This window comes from Desulfomicrobium macestii (genome assembly GCF_014873765.1).
Taxonomy (GTDB): domain Bacteria; phylum Desulfobacterota; class Desulfovibrionia; order Desulfovibrionales; family Desulfomicrobiaceae; genus Desulfomicrobium; species Desulfomicrobium macestii.
In genome coordinates, this window is the sequence record NZ_JADBGG010000027.1 from 1 (window position 1) to 17,762 (window position 17,762).

The window sequence follows — 17,762 nt, forward strand, 5'->3', positions numbered from 1 at the left end:
TTTGTCGAGATGAGGAGCGAGACCGGCGAAGAATTCGTCGGAGCGCAGATTACCGTAGAGCGGTGTTAATCATGAATAAATCAACGGGCTGTTAGGACTTTCAACGTCCTGGACGACTTCAGCCGTGAGTGTTTGGCGATCGAAGTCGATACTAACTTGCCCGCAGCAAGGATTTTACGGGTTTTGGATCGCATAGTGGCATGGCGCGGGTTGCCTGCCAAGTTGAGAATGGACAACGGGCCGGAGCTGATTTCCGTGCTGCTGGCCGACTGGGCTGAAAAAAACGGCGTGGCATTGGAATTCATCCAGCCAGGCAAGCCCACACAGAATTCGTACATTGAGCGATTCAACAAGACCTACCGGGAAGAGGTCCTGGACTTCTACCTGTTCAAGTCCCTCACGGAAGTGAAGGAAATTACGGAGAATTGGCTGAGGCAGTACAACGAGGAGCGGCCCCACGAGTCTCTTGGCCATTTGCCCCCGGCAGAGTTCCTCATGAAAAATTCACCCAAGGAAGTCTCTACTTTTGGATGGCACTAACTTGGGGAGGTTTACACTACGGTCTAAACAGACTGCACCTCCAGTTCTCCTTCTGGGCAAGCCTAGTGAAAAATAAAAAATTAATTCTTCATGTAATTATTTTGATTGATGTTAACATTAAGTGTTGTTCTGGTCGTAGTTTTGCGTATTCTAGCAATCCTCCCTAGCGTCCTCCTTAGAATCCAACTCAGCAACCGCATCCTTGGTGGCGTGGTAGCCCTTGGCCATCAGATATTTTCGCAAGATCAGGCGCTCCTCTGGCGTCACCTTGAGTTCTGGGTGAAGCCGTATGCGGTCGTCTTCCACTTCGTACGGATATTGCCGGAGTATCCGCCTAACCGTAGCCACCTCCTCGGGGTCAATCGGATTCTTTGGAGGCCTCACCTTGGAAAAGTCATAGACCATCGTGCGCATGGAATCTTTGGGCTTTTGCGCCGGTTCTGTGTTTGCCGGTAATGTACTCATCTTTTTCGCGTAAACCTTGCCCACGCTCAGTCCGTCTATATCGACCCAGTCCATGTGCGGAAAATCGGGCGGGAGGTGCCCATGTTCGGCGGCGGTGTGGGCCACGGTGTAGCCGTCGAAATCCGCCAGGTCCCATTTGTTGAAATCAGGGGGGAGGGAGCCGTGCATGGCCGCTTCATGGGCCACGGTCCATCCGTCCGCGTCGCGGATCTCCCAGCGGGTGAAGTCAGGAGGCAAGTGTCCGGTTCTGGCGGCCTCGTGGGCCACGCTCCAACCGTCTGGATTTTTCAGGTCCCACTGGTCGAAGCCTTGGGCCAGACGGCCTTCGCACGCCAGATCGTGATAATCGGTATCCATTGCTGCTCTCTCCTGTTATCGACATTTGGGTCTTTTCAAGAACGTTTCAAGAATCAGGGAGCCTTCTTCCTGCAAGTTGTTCAGGTCGGGGGCCATAAAACTTGTGCACCCTTCCAGGCCGACGAACTCGCCTCGGTACATCTTCTTTTTCGGATCGTATCCCATTGCAAGCACGTTGCCGCCAGGAAAGGCTGCAAGCCAGAAGAGCCCATCCCTTGGCTGGAGCCATTCGATCATCATGCCCGACATCCCAACCCCGGCAACCCGGACGCCTCCATCAATCATGGCGTCATAACGCTCGTGGTGATGGCCGTGAATTTGAATTCTGGCTTTGAGGGCGCGGGCCACGTCACCCAGAATCCGGTAGCCGAGCTTGTGGGACTCTGGAGCCTCGTGGGCCACAAAGACATCAACCCGGGTCTTGCTGGCAAGGCGGGCCATCAGCGCAAGATCTTCCGGGAAGATGGATGTGTGATCCTGCGGTGCGAGCTTTTTGTCTTTTCGGATCATTGCCAGACTCTGGCGCGTGTCTTGGGGGCGGACGTGGGCCAGGTCACTCAAGGTCGTCTGGCGGTCCACACCCAGGACATTGGACCGGAAGGTGCCTCCGAGCCCGGCGATGCGTAGGCCATCAATCTCCACCACACGGCAATGCAGGTTTCTGTCGGCCATGGCGGCGTGGCGCGTCAGGTATTCGGCATCGTCGCTGTCATGGTTGCCGAATATCCACCACGTCTTTTCAGCGATCTCCGGGCCGAGGATGGACGCCAAATCGTCAAGCGGTTCCTGGTCGCCCAATAGGATAACCGCCGTGGTTCCGGCCGCAGCTTCCAGCATGGGTTCAAAGTCACCGTGACAATCTCCGGCGAAGAGTATCATGCCCGCTCTCCCAGACCTTGACCCAGCCAGAAAAAACCTTCGGCTGTTCTTGCCATTCCGATGCCCTCGACGCGAATCCCGCCTGCGATAGTGGCGCTGTAGCGCTCGTGGTGGTGCCCATGAATGAGCATCTTGACGCCCATGGCGCGGGCGAGGTCGCCGAGGAGTGGAAAGCCGAGAACATGGCTCTCCGGAGCCTCGTGCGTGGCCAGCACATCGACCTGTCCCTTGAGCGCCAACAATGCCTTTATGTCGTCGGGAAAAATACTCGTAAAGTCAGCCGGGTATGCCCGACCACCTCGCCGCAGTTTGATCCATGCCTCCCGGGTGTCCTGGGGGCAGTCAAGATCCACCTCGTCCAGGCGCGTGGTCTGGTCAATTTCGAACTTCTTTGCGCGGAACACCCCGCCTAGGCCCGCAATCCGAACGCCCTCAATCTCGATCATCTGGCAGTGCAGGTTCCGGTCGGCCATGGATTTGTGGTTTTCAAAGTAGTTCAAATAGTCGCTGTCGTGGTTCCCGAATATCCACCATGCCTTCTGGGCCAAGCCAGGCCCTAGTTCCACTGTCAGGTCGCTCAGTGGTTCCTGGTCGCCCAGCAAAATGACTGCCGAGGCCTCGCTGGCCTCCTCGATGAGGGGGACGAAATCCCCATGCGCATCCCCCGCAAACAGAATCATATCTTCCGAGCCTCCTCGATGACTAAATTTCTGAATTTCTCTGGCAAGTCGCCAGGCGTGACGAGGTCAACAGGAATGCCCAAAAGCTCTTCCAAGTCGATCTGTAGCCCTCCGAGATCAAACAGCGATGCCCCGGGTAGGAGGTCAACGAGGATGTCGAGGTCGCTGCCCTCGTGGTCCTCTCCCCGCAAAACAGAGCCAAAGACACGGGCGTTGCAGGCCTTCCGTGCATTGACGGTCTTGAGAACGGCGTCCCGGTGTGTTCGAAGAGCCTCAGATGGCTTCACATGCCCCCGCAGTCTTTGAAATTTGGCCCCCAGGAATCCCGCTCTGGGTCCTGCACCCATCTCCACCATTCCTGATAGCACAGGGCATCAAAGGGGTTCTCAAGGTTCTTTTCATAGCCCGCGATCTTGCGCAGATTCTTCAGGACATCCGGATCATCGAGGGCGGCCTGGCGCAGTTCGTCCCAATCTTTCTGGTCCCCCCTGGTGATACAGGAATCGATGCCCGCCGGGGTCCACGCTTCATGATTCAAGTGCCTGTGCTTCATTTCGTCTTTTTTCCCATCTCCGCTCCCACGCTCTATAAGAGCGCCCAGGCCCAACCAATTTCCATTTTTTAAGATTAGGCAGGGAATCTTTAAGACCTACAAGGTATTCAGTTTGTGGGTTCAATGTCGCCTTGAGGACAGATCGAAGCCTTTTGTGCCGTGCATGCTCCAGAATTGCACCTAGGATGGCCCGCACTCGTGGCGGGTAGTGCAGGGCGTACTCAACGAGTTTTTCGACTTTCTCTTTCTCAAACCGCTTTATGATCCACAAGAGCCGATTCACCGCGTCATCTGGTGACGCATCAGCGATGTGTTTAATATTTTTTATTGCGTCGAGAATCATGAGCAATAAATAATCAGCGTCGTCAGGAATTTCTTTCAATGTTGAGCGCACAAATCTGACATTGAGGTATTTAAGCTTTCTCTTGTGGTGCCAAGTCGGATGCGCAACTTCAATAACAAAGGGCACCTGTGTTGAAATCCCGAGGGCATTGTGCGCGTCGTGCCCGGCTCTATATACATTCCCAAGCGACCTGATCAATTCTCCTTCACCGACCCCTAGCGCTCCATACTTACACCAGCGCGGCCTGTAGAACGTCCCTCGATACGCCCGCTCGATCTCTTCATGCTCCACCAGCCGCGCCAGCGCTCGGGCGAGCGCCCTACGCCTGGTGACTGCCAGCTCTCCGAAGACGTCGTAGCCGAAGATTTTTCCTTCCGGGATTTCTGCTACTCGCTGTCTTACGACCTCGATGACGCTTTGCTTTTTCACAATACCGCCCCTGTAACCTGCCTTTCAGCGTTCTCTCGTCGTACCGAAGCCTCAAAAAATGGCGCGACGGTACTACGAACCCAGCTCAACCCACCAATTCCCCCCAAGGCCTTCCCCGCTCAAGGCTTGCCATGCGCAGCCCTGGTCTTCGCCTTTGGTATGCAAGTGGAAATGCCCAAAGAACCATTGTCTAGGGCGGGCCTCATCCAAAATCACATCCAGAAGGGCGACAGTGGGGTCTTCCAGTCTGGATTGGTCAATCTTGTTCTTCGGGAGCTGCCGCAAGAACGCCGAGGGGGCCGTGTGCGAAATGACGATGTCCACGCGCCCGCCGCGGGCCTGTACCTGCGCCCTTGCGTGCTCCAGATCCGTCTGCGTGGGGACTTCCCCGGCCCACCAGGAATCGCCTTCGGTGCGATCCTCCTTGTCGGTCGACATGGCCCCACCAAAGAAGATGGCGGTTCTGCCGTCGGGTAAGTTAATGACTGAGCCCCTTGGCATGTAGAAACAGCCGGGAACCGGGATTTCCAGGGGCTGCCCTGGGGCCGCCTTCATGCGCTCTTGCAGGTCGGCATGGTTTTCGTGGTTGCCGTCCGCCCAAAAAATTTTAGTGCCCTGCAGCTTGATGGCGTACTGATCGAAAAAGTGATTCCTGCCGATCCGCTCGACCAAGTGGCGATGTGGCCACCAGCCGAAGTCGCCGCATTGCAATATGATTTCGGGCCGCTTCTTGTTGATGAATCTGTTGAGCGCTCGAAAATCTGCGTGTATGTCGCCCATGACGATGATTTTCATATTACGATTTATTTTTTTAGTAATTTCAAATATCCGAAATAGTGGGCATGATATGCATCGTGCAGTTTATTCATATCTTCTTGTATTTTTATATGATAATTCCCTTCTATCATATTTTTAATATTATCAATGCAGTACTCAATAGCAGTATTCAATATTTCAATTTCTTGATGCAATTTATCTAGTTCAAGCCTTGGATTTATATAAAGACTTAACAACGAATTGAGTCTCCAATAAACTCCGCCGAGTTCGGTTCCACCGGGATTATCCCTAATTTTTGGGTACAAAATACGCAACGACTGCTCAATCATATCTGCAGCTTCGCTTGTTTTCATAGCCTCCATAACAATACCTCCAATAACAATAACCCATCAAAAACACTGCCCACTCCGTCCAATTACACGTTAACGTAATATATTACGATGGGCTAGTCAATAAATTTCCGTTATTCTTACACCAAACATTCAGGATGGTGGTAAGATTATGTCGATTTACGATGTTCGAGCCGAAACAAAAGGGATCACAAGCAATGTTAAAAAAATTATGGAAGACAAAGCAGTGTCAATTGTGACGCTTTCAAATGAGACAAAGTTGTCAACAAAAATTATTGAGAGGGCGCGTACAGATAAAATTAAACTGTGCAAACTTGAAACACTTGCCATAATCGCAAAAGGACTAAAGGTAAAAGTAAAGGATCTATTTAGCGAATAAAAATAAGATAAATAGAATTGAATATACAAGATGTAAATAAAATTAAAATATTAAATTCTTAAATTTTGTACACAATAAATTATATTTATGAAGTTGTTTAGCTGGCAGGAGGTGTTGATTCAATCAGCGCTTTGAGTCTGCAATCCAGAGTTTCTTGCGTCTCGGATGATATCAGTGAGTCTCGTGCTAACCATGTCGACTATTTGTTCTGCAGCCAGTCTATTAGTGTTAATTTGCCGTAAATCTCTTTTTAATATCTCCAATTCTAATTTAAGATTCTCTGCTGCATGGAGACGACCAACTGCTCTGTCAATATTTCCCCATGCACCATCCATTTCTCTAGCTATATCAATATAGTGCCATAAAGAATCGACATTGCCATGCCCAGTTTTTTTTCTAACTCGTTCAAGAATTGTTCTATAATCCTGCTCATTCACCATGTTACCGTGATGATTTTCCCACTGTTTAAGATGTGACAGCACTTCGTAAGTTATAAATCGATGTCTAAACATCGAAAAGCATGCTTGTTTATCTTTGTATCCAGCTAACCGTGAAAGTTTTTCAAAGTCTTTTTCTAGACCAGTTTTTCCGATATTAGCGCCACATTTTCCAGGCTCAGTGCTTAAAAACATAGAGTTTTGCTCTTTATATTCAGAAAATTTTCCTTTACAAACTTCTATCCACCTTTTTCTTGCAGATAAATACCTCAAAACTACTCGACCATCTTTGAGGGTTATTGGAAAAGAGCGGTAGGGGGCAATTCGTTTGCGTCTTTTTAAAGTCGGTAAAGTTAATATTTGTTTTGCAACAGCCTGTTGGTTCTCTTTGACAGGCATGCGTATTAACTCTTCAGGGCGCAAGCCCGTGCGTTTCAGCATCCAAATCATGAAAATACGTCGCTCATATAAATAGTTTAGTAATTCTTGATGAAATACAGTATCATTTTTAAAGCGGCGAAGAGCCGGCTCCGGATAAGCTGAGGGGTCTCCAAGGCGATCAATTACATCTTCAATATCTTCAATAACCCGTAATCCTATCGGTATTTTTGGCTCTGTACTGTGGGCTTCAGGAGCACATCTATGGCTCCAATAATAACGGCCATTGTGAGGGTTCTTTTTTTTCTCACAAACAACGGAAGGAGAATCTTTTCGTTCACCTAAAAGAGGTTTCGATCCATGATGGAGATTATTTGAATACCAATTTAAGAAATCTAAACATCTTTGTAGAATTCGTCTAACCGTATTGTCGTTACGAACTCGCTGATGCTTGTCCGTCACTTGAGATTTTGAGCGAAGTTGGTCGACAAAAGCATATACGTCGCCATCATCTATTTGATTGAAACCCTTTCCTGCCCGAGCGCAGTAACGAATTAATTCTGATAATTCGCTAGCGTAAGTTACAGCTGAGTTGCCTGTCCAAAGATAGCTATTGTCGATCAAATACATGTTAATTGGCAAGCAAGGCCTTCCATTTGGCCAGCAAACATATGCAATACTATTTATTTTTTGATAATAAATAAATTTTTTTTCTTTAGTTTTAGAAATACAATCAGATATAAATACGTCATTTAATCTAGTGTAAAGTTTATAATTTCTATTCATGTATTTTTAATTTTATAACTTTGCTTTGTGACATGTTTGGCGTAAATAAATCGCCAAAGAGTTCGTCATGGTTTGTAATGAGGTTTTTAAGTCGATGCTTTGTCGAATCATCAATGGTATGGCTTTTTGAAAGCCCGAAGACTTCTTTTAAAATCCATAAATACGCTTTCGTCTGCGCCATCATTGTTCTTTGCAATGCTGAAAGTTCTTGCTGAGCACGGTTTAGCTTTTCAGCCATAATTAATTCGCGAGATTTTTTGTTTCTTGCTAGTGCCTCTTTTTTGGCTAAGTCCTTCACTTCATTCCTTAGCCAATCTATATATTTCCATCCGGTCTCGCCATTAGGGGTATAGTGATCTGAAAAAAGAATATCTGAATATTTAAAAAGTGTATTTCGAGACCCGAGTCTGCATATGCCTATTTCTGGTAAATCAAGTGACGCAAGAGCAACGGAGGAATTACATGCTGTAGTCAGTGCTTTTGGAGCTGTTTTGATAGATTTTATAGCTTGTTTAAGAGCCTCGTGCCTCGCAAAAACACTGGATCTGCATTTTTCTTCTGTGAGCCTTACTTTTTTCATAACTTATTTCCTATATAAGTTGAACGAAATGCCACACATATTTTTTGTCGTCCTTGGTTATCAGTAATCGAGTATGGCTCCAGAACGAACTCCCCGCTTTCACGTAGCGTTTGTACGTATGTCTCCCATGATCGTTCTGAAATAAGCTCTAGCTGATCCACAGAAAAATGTTTGAGAACTTTTTCGTAAAGTTCATTAAGACCAATTTCTTCTACACCTTGAGCGCGTGATTTGTCATAATGCCTTAGTCTGTCTGCTGCATATTCTCCTTCAAGCTTTGTAAATTCGACTCCAGGAAATTCACGTTCTATGTATGCGTACAAATGTTGAATATCTGTGTGTCCAGCAATTTCACGTGCTGCATCTAAAACGTCAAATCGACCTGACCAAAAAAGTAATAACAAAAACCACTTTCGCATTTCATGTATGCGAATGTACCACCTGCGTCCATAATTGTCTGGCTGAAGATTGACGTGATCGCAAAAAGCATCAAGACAATAATCAAGTTCTTGAGTGCGGGGGATAGTGCAATGTCCAAAAGTGTCAAACCTCGGTAGGTAAAATAGTCTACTTTTTTTGTATTCATCAAGTTCATTGAATATTTTTACAAGGCCATCTCCAAGTCTTTGCATTTGAGATATGGCTTTCGCTGTGATCGTCGGTATAGGTTTTCCTCCTGTGCCGGCCCGATATTCTCGAACAGTACGTTTTGCTAGATCGGATTCGATCCAGTAGGGGCCTGTGCCAAGCAGGCAGTTGCGAGGGAGTTGTGCTATTTCTGTTTCACGGGATGGTTTAGTCATTCCTATAACGACTATGACCGCACCTGCCCAAATTTTTAGTGCGTGATGGATTGTCGGTACTGTTGAAAGAAAACCAGATGGTTTTTTCTTACCTCCCCACAAAAGATTAGTGAAAGTAATGCCTGACTTTTTAAGATTATGCGACATCTGTATTTGCTGAATAATTTCATATACACTATCTAAGTAAGATGAAGATTTATCTTCTGCACTTTCCTTTATTTTTTTTACTTCCGTCAGTTTTTCTGCAAAAGTAAGATAATAATCTACTAACTCATCTCCATAGCGATGGATCCACCGAAGAGATTCGTTTAAATATCTTAATCCCGTATCAATAGGTATAAATGGTGTTGGAGTAAATGTCTTTCCATGATTGAGGCCAATTTTTCTAGCTTCAACAAGGTTAAGTGTTGAAGGATCAGGAATCACATCAGGAAGATGCCTGTAGAGAGTAAACAATGATTTTAAAGTACAGTATAGATGGTTTGTCGAACTATGTGATGCTGGTTGATTTAAAGCCATATCAATCGTAAGTGTTTTATGGCTAGGGTATTCGGTTGTTTGTCCCCCTGCAATTAATAATTTTTGAGGATGGTGGAGGTCAGGTTCAAATTGTCTCAAAACTGCATTAAGACTTGAAGATGCTCCTGCAAGTTTTTTGGGAGGCAAGGAAATGAGTCCGGCTATAAAAACGCGAGACAGCATCTTCTTTCCGGTTGCGTTTGATACAGTATAGGCCTTTTGCGACTGTAGCCATCTCACCATCTCAATAAGCATATTTGCTGGAAGTTTTCCGGGATTTTCAAGAATTTCAGGAGGGCATTTAGATCCAAAGACTCCTTGATGGATTGAATCGATGATTCGCTCAGCCATAAGAAGAGCCTTTGTCCAACCATCTTGGCCGAGTGCTGTAAAAAGCTGCCTCATTCCATCTTGGTCAAGAAGAGCAAAGGCGTATTTATTTCCCAAATAGCGGTCGTTGCGTAGTGATATCCATGAACAAAGTAGTATAAGGTTACAGCAGAATACTTTCCATGTAGATACGGCTGGGGGAGTACCATCGCCCATTCCTTCTCGATATAAAAATGCAGCACGTCGACAAGATTCAAGCATTACGCGATTATCGGTATCAGTCAGATGGCTTCCGTTTGGCAAAATTTGATCCCAATTAATATCAACGGTTCCAGTCCAAGTCATATTTTTAACAAGTCTAGTTTTTTTGCCACTATAAGTATTCCATACTGGTGAATTCCAGTCATTTAAAAGCCAAGCAGCTTGATAATTACCCTCGAAAGGTTTCATCATTTTAGCGCAGCTTGCTATTCGTTTAAAAATCTCATCGCGATCGGCTTTGTTAAGAGAAAGGTTATTCTCCGGCATTATATTGTCTAGCGATGAAGATAAATTTTTATCCATAGTCAGCTCCAAGAGGAAGATATTCGCAACTTTCTAAATTTTTTAACTAAAACAGGGAGTATTTTAATAGCTGATTCGTGAGATCTCCGCAGTTTAGAAATTTCGAGGCTTTCTTTTAACGCTTCACCGATTATCTCGCTTTCTGCCGCGTGTCTTAATAATTTTGACAAATCAACAAAATGTTTTGGTGAGAGACCTGTATTTTTTTCTATAGTACACATAGATTTAAAAGAAATTTTTTCACGTGTAATTTGATCGAATGCATAAAGGAGAGCGAGAGCGTTGCAAGAAGTATTTAGAGTAAGTATAGAGTTAGAATTAATCTGAGAATTGTTATATAGAAACGTATTGAAACGTTGGTGGAGACTCTCACCTATAGGAGAGTGTCCACAAGGGTTTTCTTCTAATATTTGAGCTAAAAATGACATAAGCTCGTCGTAGTCATGCATATCAGTTACATCAACAAGATAGTCCTCACTTGAGGCTGCGAGTGCAATCAGAGTATTCTGAAATCTTCGAATAATTCGTTCATTCCAGAGTCGAATCAGTGGTTTTGGTATATAATGTTCCATCACTACATTGTAGCTGTTTCCGAGTTTTCTGGAGACTTTATGGATCGAACCAGAAGAAAACCACTCCAAAACTCCTTGTGTCGAGCGAATTTTTGAAAATGAAAGGGTCCCTTTTTTTAATCCGCTTGCAGAAAGCTCTGGGTATAGCTGTGCCAATGTTTGTTTGTTGTCAGCAATTAGAAGAGATGATCTAATAATAGGATGGCCTAATATATTCCAAGCGCCGCCACTATATCCGATAAAAAGGTATTTCCAATGTTTTGAGTTTCCTCTGCGTAGAAGTTGGCGTACAATTTCAGTGCTTCTTATAACGTGTTTAATTATTCTTTGGGCTCGGCGCGATAATACTGCGTATTTTCTGGATTGAGTCCGGGGCTTGTCTACAGAAAAAATTAACTGAGATTTGTTGTCAGTGAACAACAAGAACGACTTGCCTCTTGAATTCAGAAGACGAGCTTCTGCCAATGACTCAGGATTTAAATTGGGATGTTCTTGAATTAAGATAGCCAAGGCAACGGCCATGTCGAGGGGTGTTAAAATGCCTAAGAAACGGGCAAACAAAGTTCTTCTATCAGTCTTTAATATCTGATTAGCACGTAACGAAGTTGTCTTAATGATATCGGCGATTGGTGTGTGTTTTTCTGTATGTAGAAAGCGATCCATGAAAGCTTTATTTGTTTGAAGTCGTTTTGTAAAAAAACAACTTTCATCTTTATCTTTTTTGAGAATATATTCAAGAATCTTCAAAGCCCAAGCGCTACTGTCTGGAACACGAGGGTCAGTTACTCTTCTATAAGTTGTAGAGCGGATACTATAGTCGCAATCAACTTTGCGTCTCCAATTCACCATGCGAACTCTGTCAAAGAATTCGTCCTCTGGTACTCTTCGTAGCAATTTTCGCCCTTGGCGATAATCTTTTGTCAAGCGAAGCCAATAATCATCAGTCACTTGTTTCAAAAGTTTATTTCTAGAATGAAGCGTGTCTTCGATTTCTCTAAGATATTCTAGGTCGTTTCGCCAAAAAATTGGGCCAGCAATAGTTTTATTGATTGGATGGCGCTCAGAATCAGTTTCTTTTACAGGTTCTTCTCCCATAAGTTCGGAATTGCGAGGAGATGTTGTTGGGATGGTTTCCTGTCGAAATTTGTTTGTTGGAACGACCAGCCCAATTGGCAAAAGCCCTTCGTTGATCAAATCTTTCAGCCAAGGAACAACAAAATTGTCCCATTGTGAAACCCGTGTCACGATTGAAGCTTTAATTGTGTCACTACTTAAATACCAAGCGTACCAATCTAAAATTAACACTTGCCATTCGTTAAAGTTCTGTGGAAAAAAATTTATTGAACGTATTTGTAGATATTTTCCTAGACGCGATAATGTTGCTTGTAAGTATGCACGTTGAGTTGCGTATTTTTTTGGTAATAAAAATTTTTTTGTAGGTAAGATAATTTTATTTACATCGTTACGAAATAAAATCATTAAATTTGAAAGGTTTAGTTGATGGGGCTTGCGACGTTTCGGATCATCAAGTAGAGCCGTGAGAGTAGTTTCTGTGATATCAAAAATCAATGTGTAGACTCCTTGCCCCTGGGATTAGCTTTAGACACGGCAGCGTTCTTTTTTTATTTATATTTGTTCATTATTTCAATAATGATTTTATAAATAATTTCAAGGAATATTATGATGTTATGTTGCTATGAACAAGCCAGTAGCTCGATAAAAACCGGCATTCCGGTCTGCTTGTGGTTCCTGACAAAAAACAAAGGAACCGACACCAAACGCGGGTTCCGCGACCGCCGCAAACACACCCTGTTCATAGACGCCCGCAAACTCGGTACCCTCATCGACCGCGTCCACCGCGAACTGACCGACGTCGATATGGAGAAAATCGCCGGCACCTATCACCGCTGGCGAGGAGACAACGGCGCAACCGAATACGAAGACATCGCCGGTTTCTGTAAATCCGCCACAACCGCCGATATTGCCGCGCATGGTTTTGTGTTGACGCCGGGGCGTTATGTTGGGGCTGAGGTAGTTGAAGATGATGGGGAGCCTTTTGAGGAGAAGATGACGCGGTTGGTGGCGGAATTGAAGGGACAGTTCGAGGAATCTGCGCGGTTGGAGTTGGCTATTAAGGCGAATTTGAAGGGGTTGGGCTATGGCGGGTGAAGAAATCACCATCGGTACGCTTCTCGACGAAACGGGTGGAAGCATTAAGACGGGGCCGTTCGGAACGAAGCTCAAAGCCTCGGAATACACTGCCACTGGCGTTCCTGTGATTTCAGTGGGAGAAGTCGGCTTTGGGCGCTTGCGCATTCACCAAAATACGCCGCGAGTCGATGATACCGTTTCCAGTAGGATGCCTGAATTCTTGTTAAAGGCGGGCGATATTGTGTTTGGTCGAAAAGGCGCGGTCGAACGCAGCGCCCAAGTTCAGCCTGAAGAAGACGGGTATTTCTTGGGCTCTGATGGGATTCGTATCCGTCTCAATATTGACTCGTGCGACCCGAAATTCATCGCGTATCAGTTTCAAACAACGGCACACCGAAACTGGATGATTCAGCACTCTGCAGGAACGACGATGCCCTCGCTCAATGAAGGCATTATCCGGCGTATCCCGATTGTCCTGAAACCTCTAGCCGAGCAAAAAGCCATCGCGGCGGTGCTTGGGGCGCTAGACGACAAGATCGAATTGAATCGGCGGATGAACGTGACGCTGGAGGCGACGGCGCGGGCGCTGTTCCAGAGCTGGTTCGTGGATTTCGACCCCGTTCGTGCCAAACTTGATGGACGCCAGCCTGTGGGGATGGATGAGGCTACGGCGGCGTTGTTTCCGGATTCGTTTCAAGATTCTGAGGCTGGGCACATTCCAAATGGATGGGAGCCGTTGCGTTTGCCTGACGCTATAGAAGTGAACCCTCGTCGTTTGTTGAAAAAAGGCTCTGTCGCGCCTTATCTCGACATGAAAAACCTCCCGACACAGGGGCATTCTGCTGAGGAGGTAATTGACCGGGTATTCAGTTCAGGCACTAAGTTTCAAAACGGAGACACGCTCCTCGCCCGCATCACACCATGCTTGGAAAATGGTAAAACCGGATATGTGGATTTCCTTGATGATGGTCAAGTCGGATGGGGGTCAACAGAGTACATCGTTTTTACTCCGAAGTCACCGCTCCCCCCGCAGTTTGGCTATCTCCTCGCCCGTTCCGACGCGCTGCGCTCCCACGCTATACAAAATATGACCGGAACCAGCGGGCGTCAGCGCGTTCCGTCCGAGTGCTTTAATACGTTTTGGCTAGCTGTCCCGCCGTCTGAAGTTGCCCGGCGTTTCGACGAACTCACCTCGCCACTGATGGCGAAAATCAAAGCCAACTCCACAGAATCTCGTACCCTAGCCACTCTGCGCGACACGCTGCTGCCGAAGCTGCTGAGAGGGGAGTTGTCGATTTAAGAACTCAACATAGAGGCATCATGATTGAATCCATCACCATTGCGAACGTTGCGACCTATGCAGGAGCGCCTGAACAACTCGCCGGGTTGTCCCGATTCAATTTCTTATATGGCTCGAACGGGACTGGGAAAACGACTGTCAGTAGAGTTATCGCAAAAGAGACGGATTTCCCTTCCTGCCAAGTAAAATGGAAAGGCGGAACGAAGCTTCAACCAATGGTCTATAACCACGATTTCGTGGAACGAAACTTCCATCAGCTCCCCGAACTCAAAGGTGTTTTCACATTGGGCGAGAAGCAGAAGGACACGCTGACGAAAATTGAAACGGTCAAGGCAGAACAAGGCGCACTCACTGCAAAGATTGAAAACCTTACCCAATGTTTGACGAGCGCAGACGGCACGGCTGGCAAGAAGGTAGAGTTGGCAGCTCTCGAATCTGCTTTAAGAGAGAAGTGTTGGACGCTGAAGCAGAAGCTTGATGGACAGCATGTACAAGGTGCTTTCAAAGGCTACATGGGAAGCAAGGATAGTTTTAGATCGAAAATTCTTCAGGAACACGCCTCTAATGCGGCCACGCTCCTGCCGCAGACCGATTTGGAAAAAAAGGCGGCGAGCATCTTTGGTCCAACACCAATAACGGAGGCGTTTGTTGCCGCCATTGACACGACGAAGCTTCTTTCATGTGAAGCAGACCCGATTCTAAAGAAGCGTATTATTGGAAAGGATGATGTCGATATCGCTGCGATGATCAAGAAGCTCGGAAACAGCGATTGGGTTCGCGCTGGACGGGCGTTCTATGATGTGAATGAGGAAGTCTGTCCGTTCTGCCAACAAAAGACGACCGCAGCATTGAGGCGGAGCTTGGACGAATACTTTGACGAGGCATTTGTAAATGACAGCAAGGTAATCGATGATCTTGCCACTGACTACGCCACAGAGGCGAGGCGGTTACAGCAGCAGCTCGCCACAATCATCGCGTCTCCGTCAAAGTTCCTCGACGTTGAGAAGCTGAAGGCAGAGAAAGAACTCCTCGACACTAAAATTACGCTCAACAACCAACGTATTGCTGGAAAGAGGAAGGAAGCGAGTCAGGTAGTTGAATTGGAATCGCTGACTAATGTGACGACGGCAATCAAGGCTGTAATCGACGACGCCAACATTCAAGTTGCAGCCCATAACAAGGTGGTCGCAAACCTCGTGACCGAACGCACAATCCTGACATCACAAGTTTGGAGGTTTGCGCTAGAGGAGCTGAAGGCAGATCTCGACGCATTCAAGACGGCCAAAGAGGCTTTGGATAAAGCCATCACTGCAATGAAGGACCAGATTGAAAATGCGACTGAAGAACGAAGGATTAAGGCCGCTGAAATTCGTGAGTTGGAAAAGCAGACAACGAGCGTTCAGCCCACTGTCGACGGCATCAATGAGTTACTCATTTCATTTGGCTTCCAAGGATTCAATCTCACCAGAACCGTGAGCGGGACATCTTACAAATTAGTACGCCCGGACGGTTCAGATGCAAAGGCGACGTTGAGCGAAGGAGAAAAGACCTTCGTCACCTTCCTTTACTTCTACCACCTACTTAAAGGCAGCGAGTCAGAGAGCGGGATGACGAACGACCGAATCGTTGTTTTCGACGACCCTGTCTCCAGTCTCGATAGCGACATCCTCTTCATTGTTAGTAGTCTCATCAAAAATGTCTTTGATGAAGTCCGGGAAGGAACAGGGTACATTAAGCAAGTTTTCGTGCTCACGCATAACGTATATTTTCATAAGGAAGTGACCTTCAATCCAGACCGTCGGAAGGTGGCGATGGGCGAGGAGACGTTTTGGGTGGTTCGTAAATCGGATCTAGTTTCTAAAATCGAGAAGCATAATACCAACCCCATCAAAACTTCTTATGAGTTGCTATGGTCCGAAGTTCGCAGGACAGACCGCTCGAACCTGACGATTCAAAATACTTTAAGAAGGATTCTTGAGAACTACTTCAAGATTCTCGGCGGCGCCGATCCCGACAAGATTTGCGGAATGTTTGAGGGTAAAGAGAAGCTCATCTGCAAATCGCTCTTTTCGTGGGTCAATGACGGTTCGCATTTTGTCCTCGATGATCTCTATGTTTCAATGGATAGCTCAATGGTAGAAATTTACCTCAAAGTTTTTCGTGAGATATTCAAGAAATCGGACCACCTTGCTCACTACAAAATGATGATGGGTGACGCATTCGTGGATGATGCTCCAGTTTTCGAGGCTACAGCTCCAGTAGCATTTCCAATTGCACAGCCATGAGTCTCAACGAATCCATCATCGAAGACGCCGTACTCGAATGGTTCGAGGAACTGGGTTACGCAACCTCCCACGGCCCGATGCTCGCGCCCGACGAACCTGCAACGGAACGTGATTCGTTTACTGACCTGCTGCTTATCGCACGCCAGCGTGAAGCCATACGGCATCTGCACCCGGCCATGCCCAAAGAGGTGCATGCAACTATTCAGCGTTTCAAGTTTGGTTGGGGAGGAGTCTGAATTCATGAGTAAAAAAATATCCAATCCCGGTGGTCGCGCCAAAAAGGACACCGCAACCTCCTTGGTCCGTTCTTCGGCGGCTGAATACCTCACCTTTGTGGCTGCCGGAGGCGACTCGGATGTCAGTATCGAAATGCGCTACGAGGAAGAGAACATCTGGCTGACGCAGAAGATGATGGCCGCTCTTTACGATGTCTCCATCCCCGCCATCAACCAGCACCTGAAGCGCATTTTCAGCGACAACGAATTGGAGGAAACGGCAGTTGTTAAGCAGTACTTAACAACTGCCGCCGACGGCAAGGGCTACCAGACGAAGCACTATAGCTTGCAAGCGATCATCGCCGTGGGCTTCAAGATCGAGAACGAGCGTGCCGTCCAGTTCAGGAAGTGGGCCAATCAGATCGTCAAGGATTATACGATCCAGGGTTGGACCATGGATGTGGAACGTCTCAAACATGGCGGCACCCTGACGGATGAGTTTTTCGAGCGCCAACTTGAAAAGATCCGGGAAATCCGGCTCTCCGAGCGGAAGTTTTACCAGAAGATCACGGACATCTACGCCACCGCGCTGGACTACGATCCGTCGGCTACGGCAACGAAGCGGTTTTTCGCCGCGGTTCAAAACAAGATGCACTACGCCGTGCATGGCCAAACAGCAGCCGAGGTCATCAAGGCTCGCGCGGATCACGAGCGGGAAAACATGGGGCTGACTAACTGGGAAGGTGCGCCCAAGGGGAAAATCCATCGTTACGATGTTTCCATCGCCAAGAACTATCTCACGGAGTTCGAGCTTGGACAAATGCAGCGCATCGTTTCCGCCTATCTCGATATGGCTGAAATGCAGGCCATGCGCAAAATTCCGATGACCATGGAGGATTGGGAAACACGCTTGAGCGGATTTCTTCAACTCTGGGATCGGGAAATTCTTCAGGATGCGGGCAAAGTGACAGCCGAATTGGCAAAGGCCCACGCGGAAAGTGAGTTTGAAAAATACCGCATCGTGCAGGACAGGCTGTTCGAATCGGACTTTGACCGGTTGTTCAAGAAGCTGCCGGAAAAAGGGGATTAG

Annotated in this window: 18 protein-coding genes and 1 pseudogene; 7 read left to right on the top strand and 12 right to left on the bottom strand. The window is 47.0% G+C overall.

Annotated features, from left to right (window positions below; genetic code table 11):
• Positions 1-93: 93 nt before the first annotated feature.
• Positions 94-540: pseudogene (locus tag H4684_RS15410) on the top strand (integrase core domain-containing protein); the annotation flags it as partial.
• Between the two features lie 150 nt (positions 541-690).
• On the opposite strand, the gene H4684_RS15415 reads toward H4684_RS15410, so the two are convergent.
• The 8 genes from H4684_RS15415 to H4684_RS15450 all read right to left on the bottom strand — a co-directional run bounded on the left by H4684_RS15415 (position 691) and on the right by H4684_RS15450 (position 5,385).
• Positions 691-1,362: an ankyrin repeat domain-containing protein gene (locus H4684_RS15415; protein WP_192624435.1), complete on the bottom strand. Its 672-nt coding sequence runs from the start codon at positions 1,360-1,362 to the stop codon at positions 691-693.
• Between the two features lie 15 nt (positions 1,363-1,377).
• Positions 1,378-2,241, bottom strand: a complete 864-nt coding sequence (locus H4684_RS15420) for a metallophosphoesterase family protein (protein WP_192624436.1) — start codon at positions 2,239-2,241, stop codon at positions 1,378-1,380.
• Complete coding sequence (locus H4684_RS15425) at positions 2,238-2,921, bottom strand: metallophosphoesterase family protein (protein WP_192624437.1); 684 nt, start codon at positions 2,919-2,921, stop codon at positions 2,238-2,240. Before H4684_RS15425 ends, H4684_RS15420 begins: the two co-directional genes overlap by 4 nt.
• A complete protein-coding gene (locus H4684_RS15430; protein ID WP_192624438.1) occupies positions 2,918-3,208 on the bottom strand; it encodes a nucleotidyltransferase family protein in 291 nt (96 codons plus the stop codon). The genes H4684_RS15425 and H4684_RS15430 overlap by 4 nt, the downstream gene beginning before the upstream one ends.
• Entirely contained in the window at positions 3,205-3,459 is a 255-nt protein-coding gene (locus H4684_RS15435) for a hypothetical protein (protein ID WP_192624439.1), read from the bottom strand. The genes H4684_RS15430 and H4684_RS15435 overlap by 4 nt, the downstream gene beginning before the upstream one ends.
• The gene (locus H4684_RS15440) at positions 3,449-4,246 is read right to left on the bottom strand and encodes a DUF6088 family protein (protein ID WP_192624440.1); all 798 of its coding nucleotides are present in this window, start codon (positions 4,244-4,246) and stop codon (positions 3,449-3,451) included. Before H4684_RS15440 ends, H4684_RS15435 begins: the two co-directional genes overlap by 11 nt.
• 72 nt (positions 4,247-4,318) lie before the next feature.
• Complete coding sequence (locus H4684_RS15445; RefSeq protein ID WP_192624441.1) at positions 4,319-5,041, bottom strand: metallophosphoesterase family protein; 723 nt, start codon at positions 5,039-5,041, stop codon at positions 4,319-4,321.
• 8 nt (positions 5,042-5,049) lie between these two features.
• Positions 5,050-5,385: a hypothetical protein gene (locus H4684_RS15450; protein ID WP_192624442.1), complete on the bottom strand. Its 336-nt coding sequence runs from the start codon at positions 5,383-5,385 to the stop codon at positions 5,050-5,052.
• A gap of 139 nt (positions 5,386-5,524) precedes the next feature.
• Between H4684_RS15450 and H4684_RS15455 the strand changes: the two genes are divergently transcribed.
• Positions 5,525-5,752, top strand: a complete 228-nt coding sequence (locus tag H4684_RS15455) for a helix-turn-helix domain-containing protein (RefSeq protein ID WP_192624443.1) — start codon at positions 5,525-5,527, stop codon at positions 5,750-5,752.
• A 119-nt stretch (positions 5,753-5,871) separates the two neighbouring features.
• Here H4684_RS15455 and H4684_RS15460 read toward each other — a convergent pair whose 3' ends face one another.
• Genes H4684_RS15460 through H4684_RS15475 form a run of 4 tightly spaced genes read right to left on the bottom strand, consistent with a single transcriptional unit; the run spans position 5,872 to position 12,290 of the window.
• A complete protein-coding gene (locus H4684_RS15460; RefSeq protein ID WP_192624444.1) occupies positions 5,872-7,353 on the bottom strand; it encodes a site-specific integrase in 1,482 nt (493 codons plus the stop codon).
• Positions 7,346-7,933: a hypothetical protein gene (locus H4684_RS15465; RefSeq protein WP_192624445.1), complete on the bottom strand. Its 588-nt coding sequence runs from the start codon at positions 7,931-7,933 to the stop codon at positions 7,346-7,348. Before H4684_RS15465 ends, H4684_RS15460 begins: the two co-directional genes overlap by 8 nt.
• The gene (locus H4684_RS15470; protein WP_192624446.1) at positions 7,930-10,149 is read right to left on the bottom strand and encodes a hypothetical protein; all 2,220 of its coding nucleotides are present in this window, start codon (positions 10,147-10,149) and stop codon (positions 7,930-7,932) included. The genes H4684_RS15465 and H4684_RS15470 overlap by 4 nt, the downstream gene beginning before the upstream one ends.
• Before the next feature lie 2 nt (positions 10,150-10,151).
• Positions 10,152-12,290 carry a hypothetical protein gene (locus H4684_RS15475; RefSeq protein WP_192624447.1) on the bottom strand — a complete coding sequence of 713 codons (2,139 nt, stop codon included), beginning with the start codon at positions 12,288-12,290 and terminating at the stop codon, positions 10,152-10,154.
• Positions 12,291-12,401: 111 nt separating this feature from the next.
• On the opposite strand from H4684_RS15475, the gene H4684_RS15480 reads away from it, so the two are divergent.
• From H4684_RS15480 to H4684_RS15500, 5 genes are read left to right on the top strand one after another with little or no spacing between them, the layout of a single operon-like run.
• Entirely contained in the window at positions 12,402-12,890 is a 489-nt protein-coding gene (locus tag H4684_RS15480; protein ID WP_192624448.1) for an N-6 DNA methylase, read from the top strand.
• Positions 12,880-14,172, top strand: coding sequence for a restriction endonuclease subunit S (locus H4684_RS15485; RefSeq protein WP_192624449.1), 1,293 nt, complete (start codon positions 12,880-12,882; stop codon positions 14,170-14,172). The genes H4684_RS15480 and H4684_RS15485 overlap by 11 nt, the downstream gene beginning before the upstream one ends.
• Before the next feature lie 20 nt (positions 14,173-14,192).
• Positions 14,193-16,457 (top strand): ATP-binding protein, encoded by a 2,265-nt coding sequence (locus H4684_RS15490; protein ID WP_192624450.1) that lies wholly within the window; start codon positions 14,193-14,195, stop codon positions 16,455-16,457.
• Positions 16,454-16,693, top strand: a complete 240-nt coding sequence (locus H4684_RS15495) for a hypothetical protein (RefSeq protein ID WP_092194659.1) — start codon at positions 16,454-16,456, stop codon at positions 16,691-16,693. Before H4684_RS15490 ends, H4684_RS15495 begins: the two co-directional genes overlap by 4 nt.
• Positions 16,650-17,762 carry a virulence RhuM family protein gene (locus H4684_RS15500; RefSeq protein WP_225940482.1) on the top strand — a complete coding sequence of 371 codons (1,113 nt, stop codon included), beginning with the start codon at positions 16,650-16,652 and terminating at the stop codon, positions 17,760-17,762. The genes H4684_RS15495 and H4684_RS15500 overlap by 44 nt, the downstream gene beginning before the upstream one ends.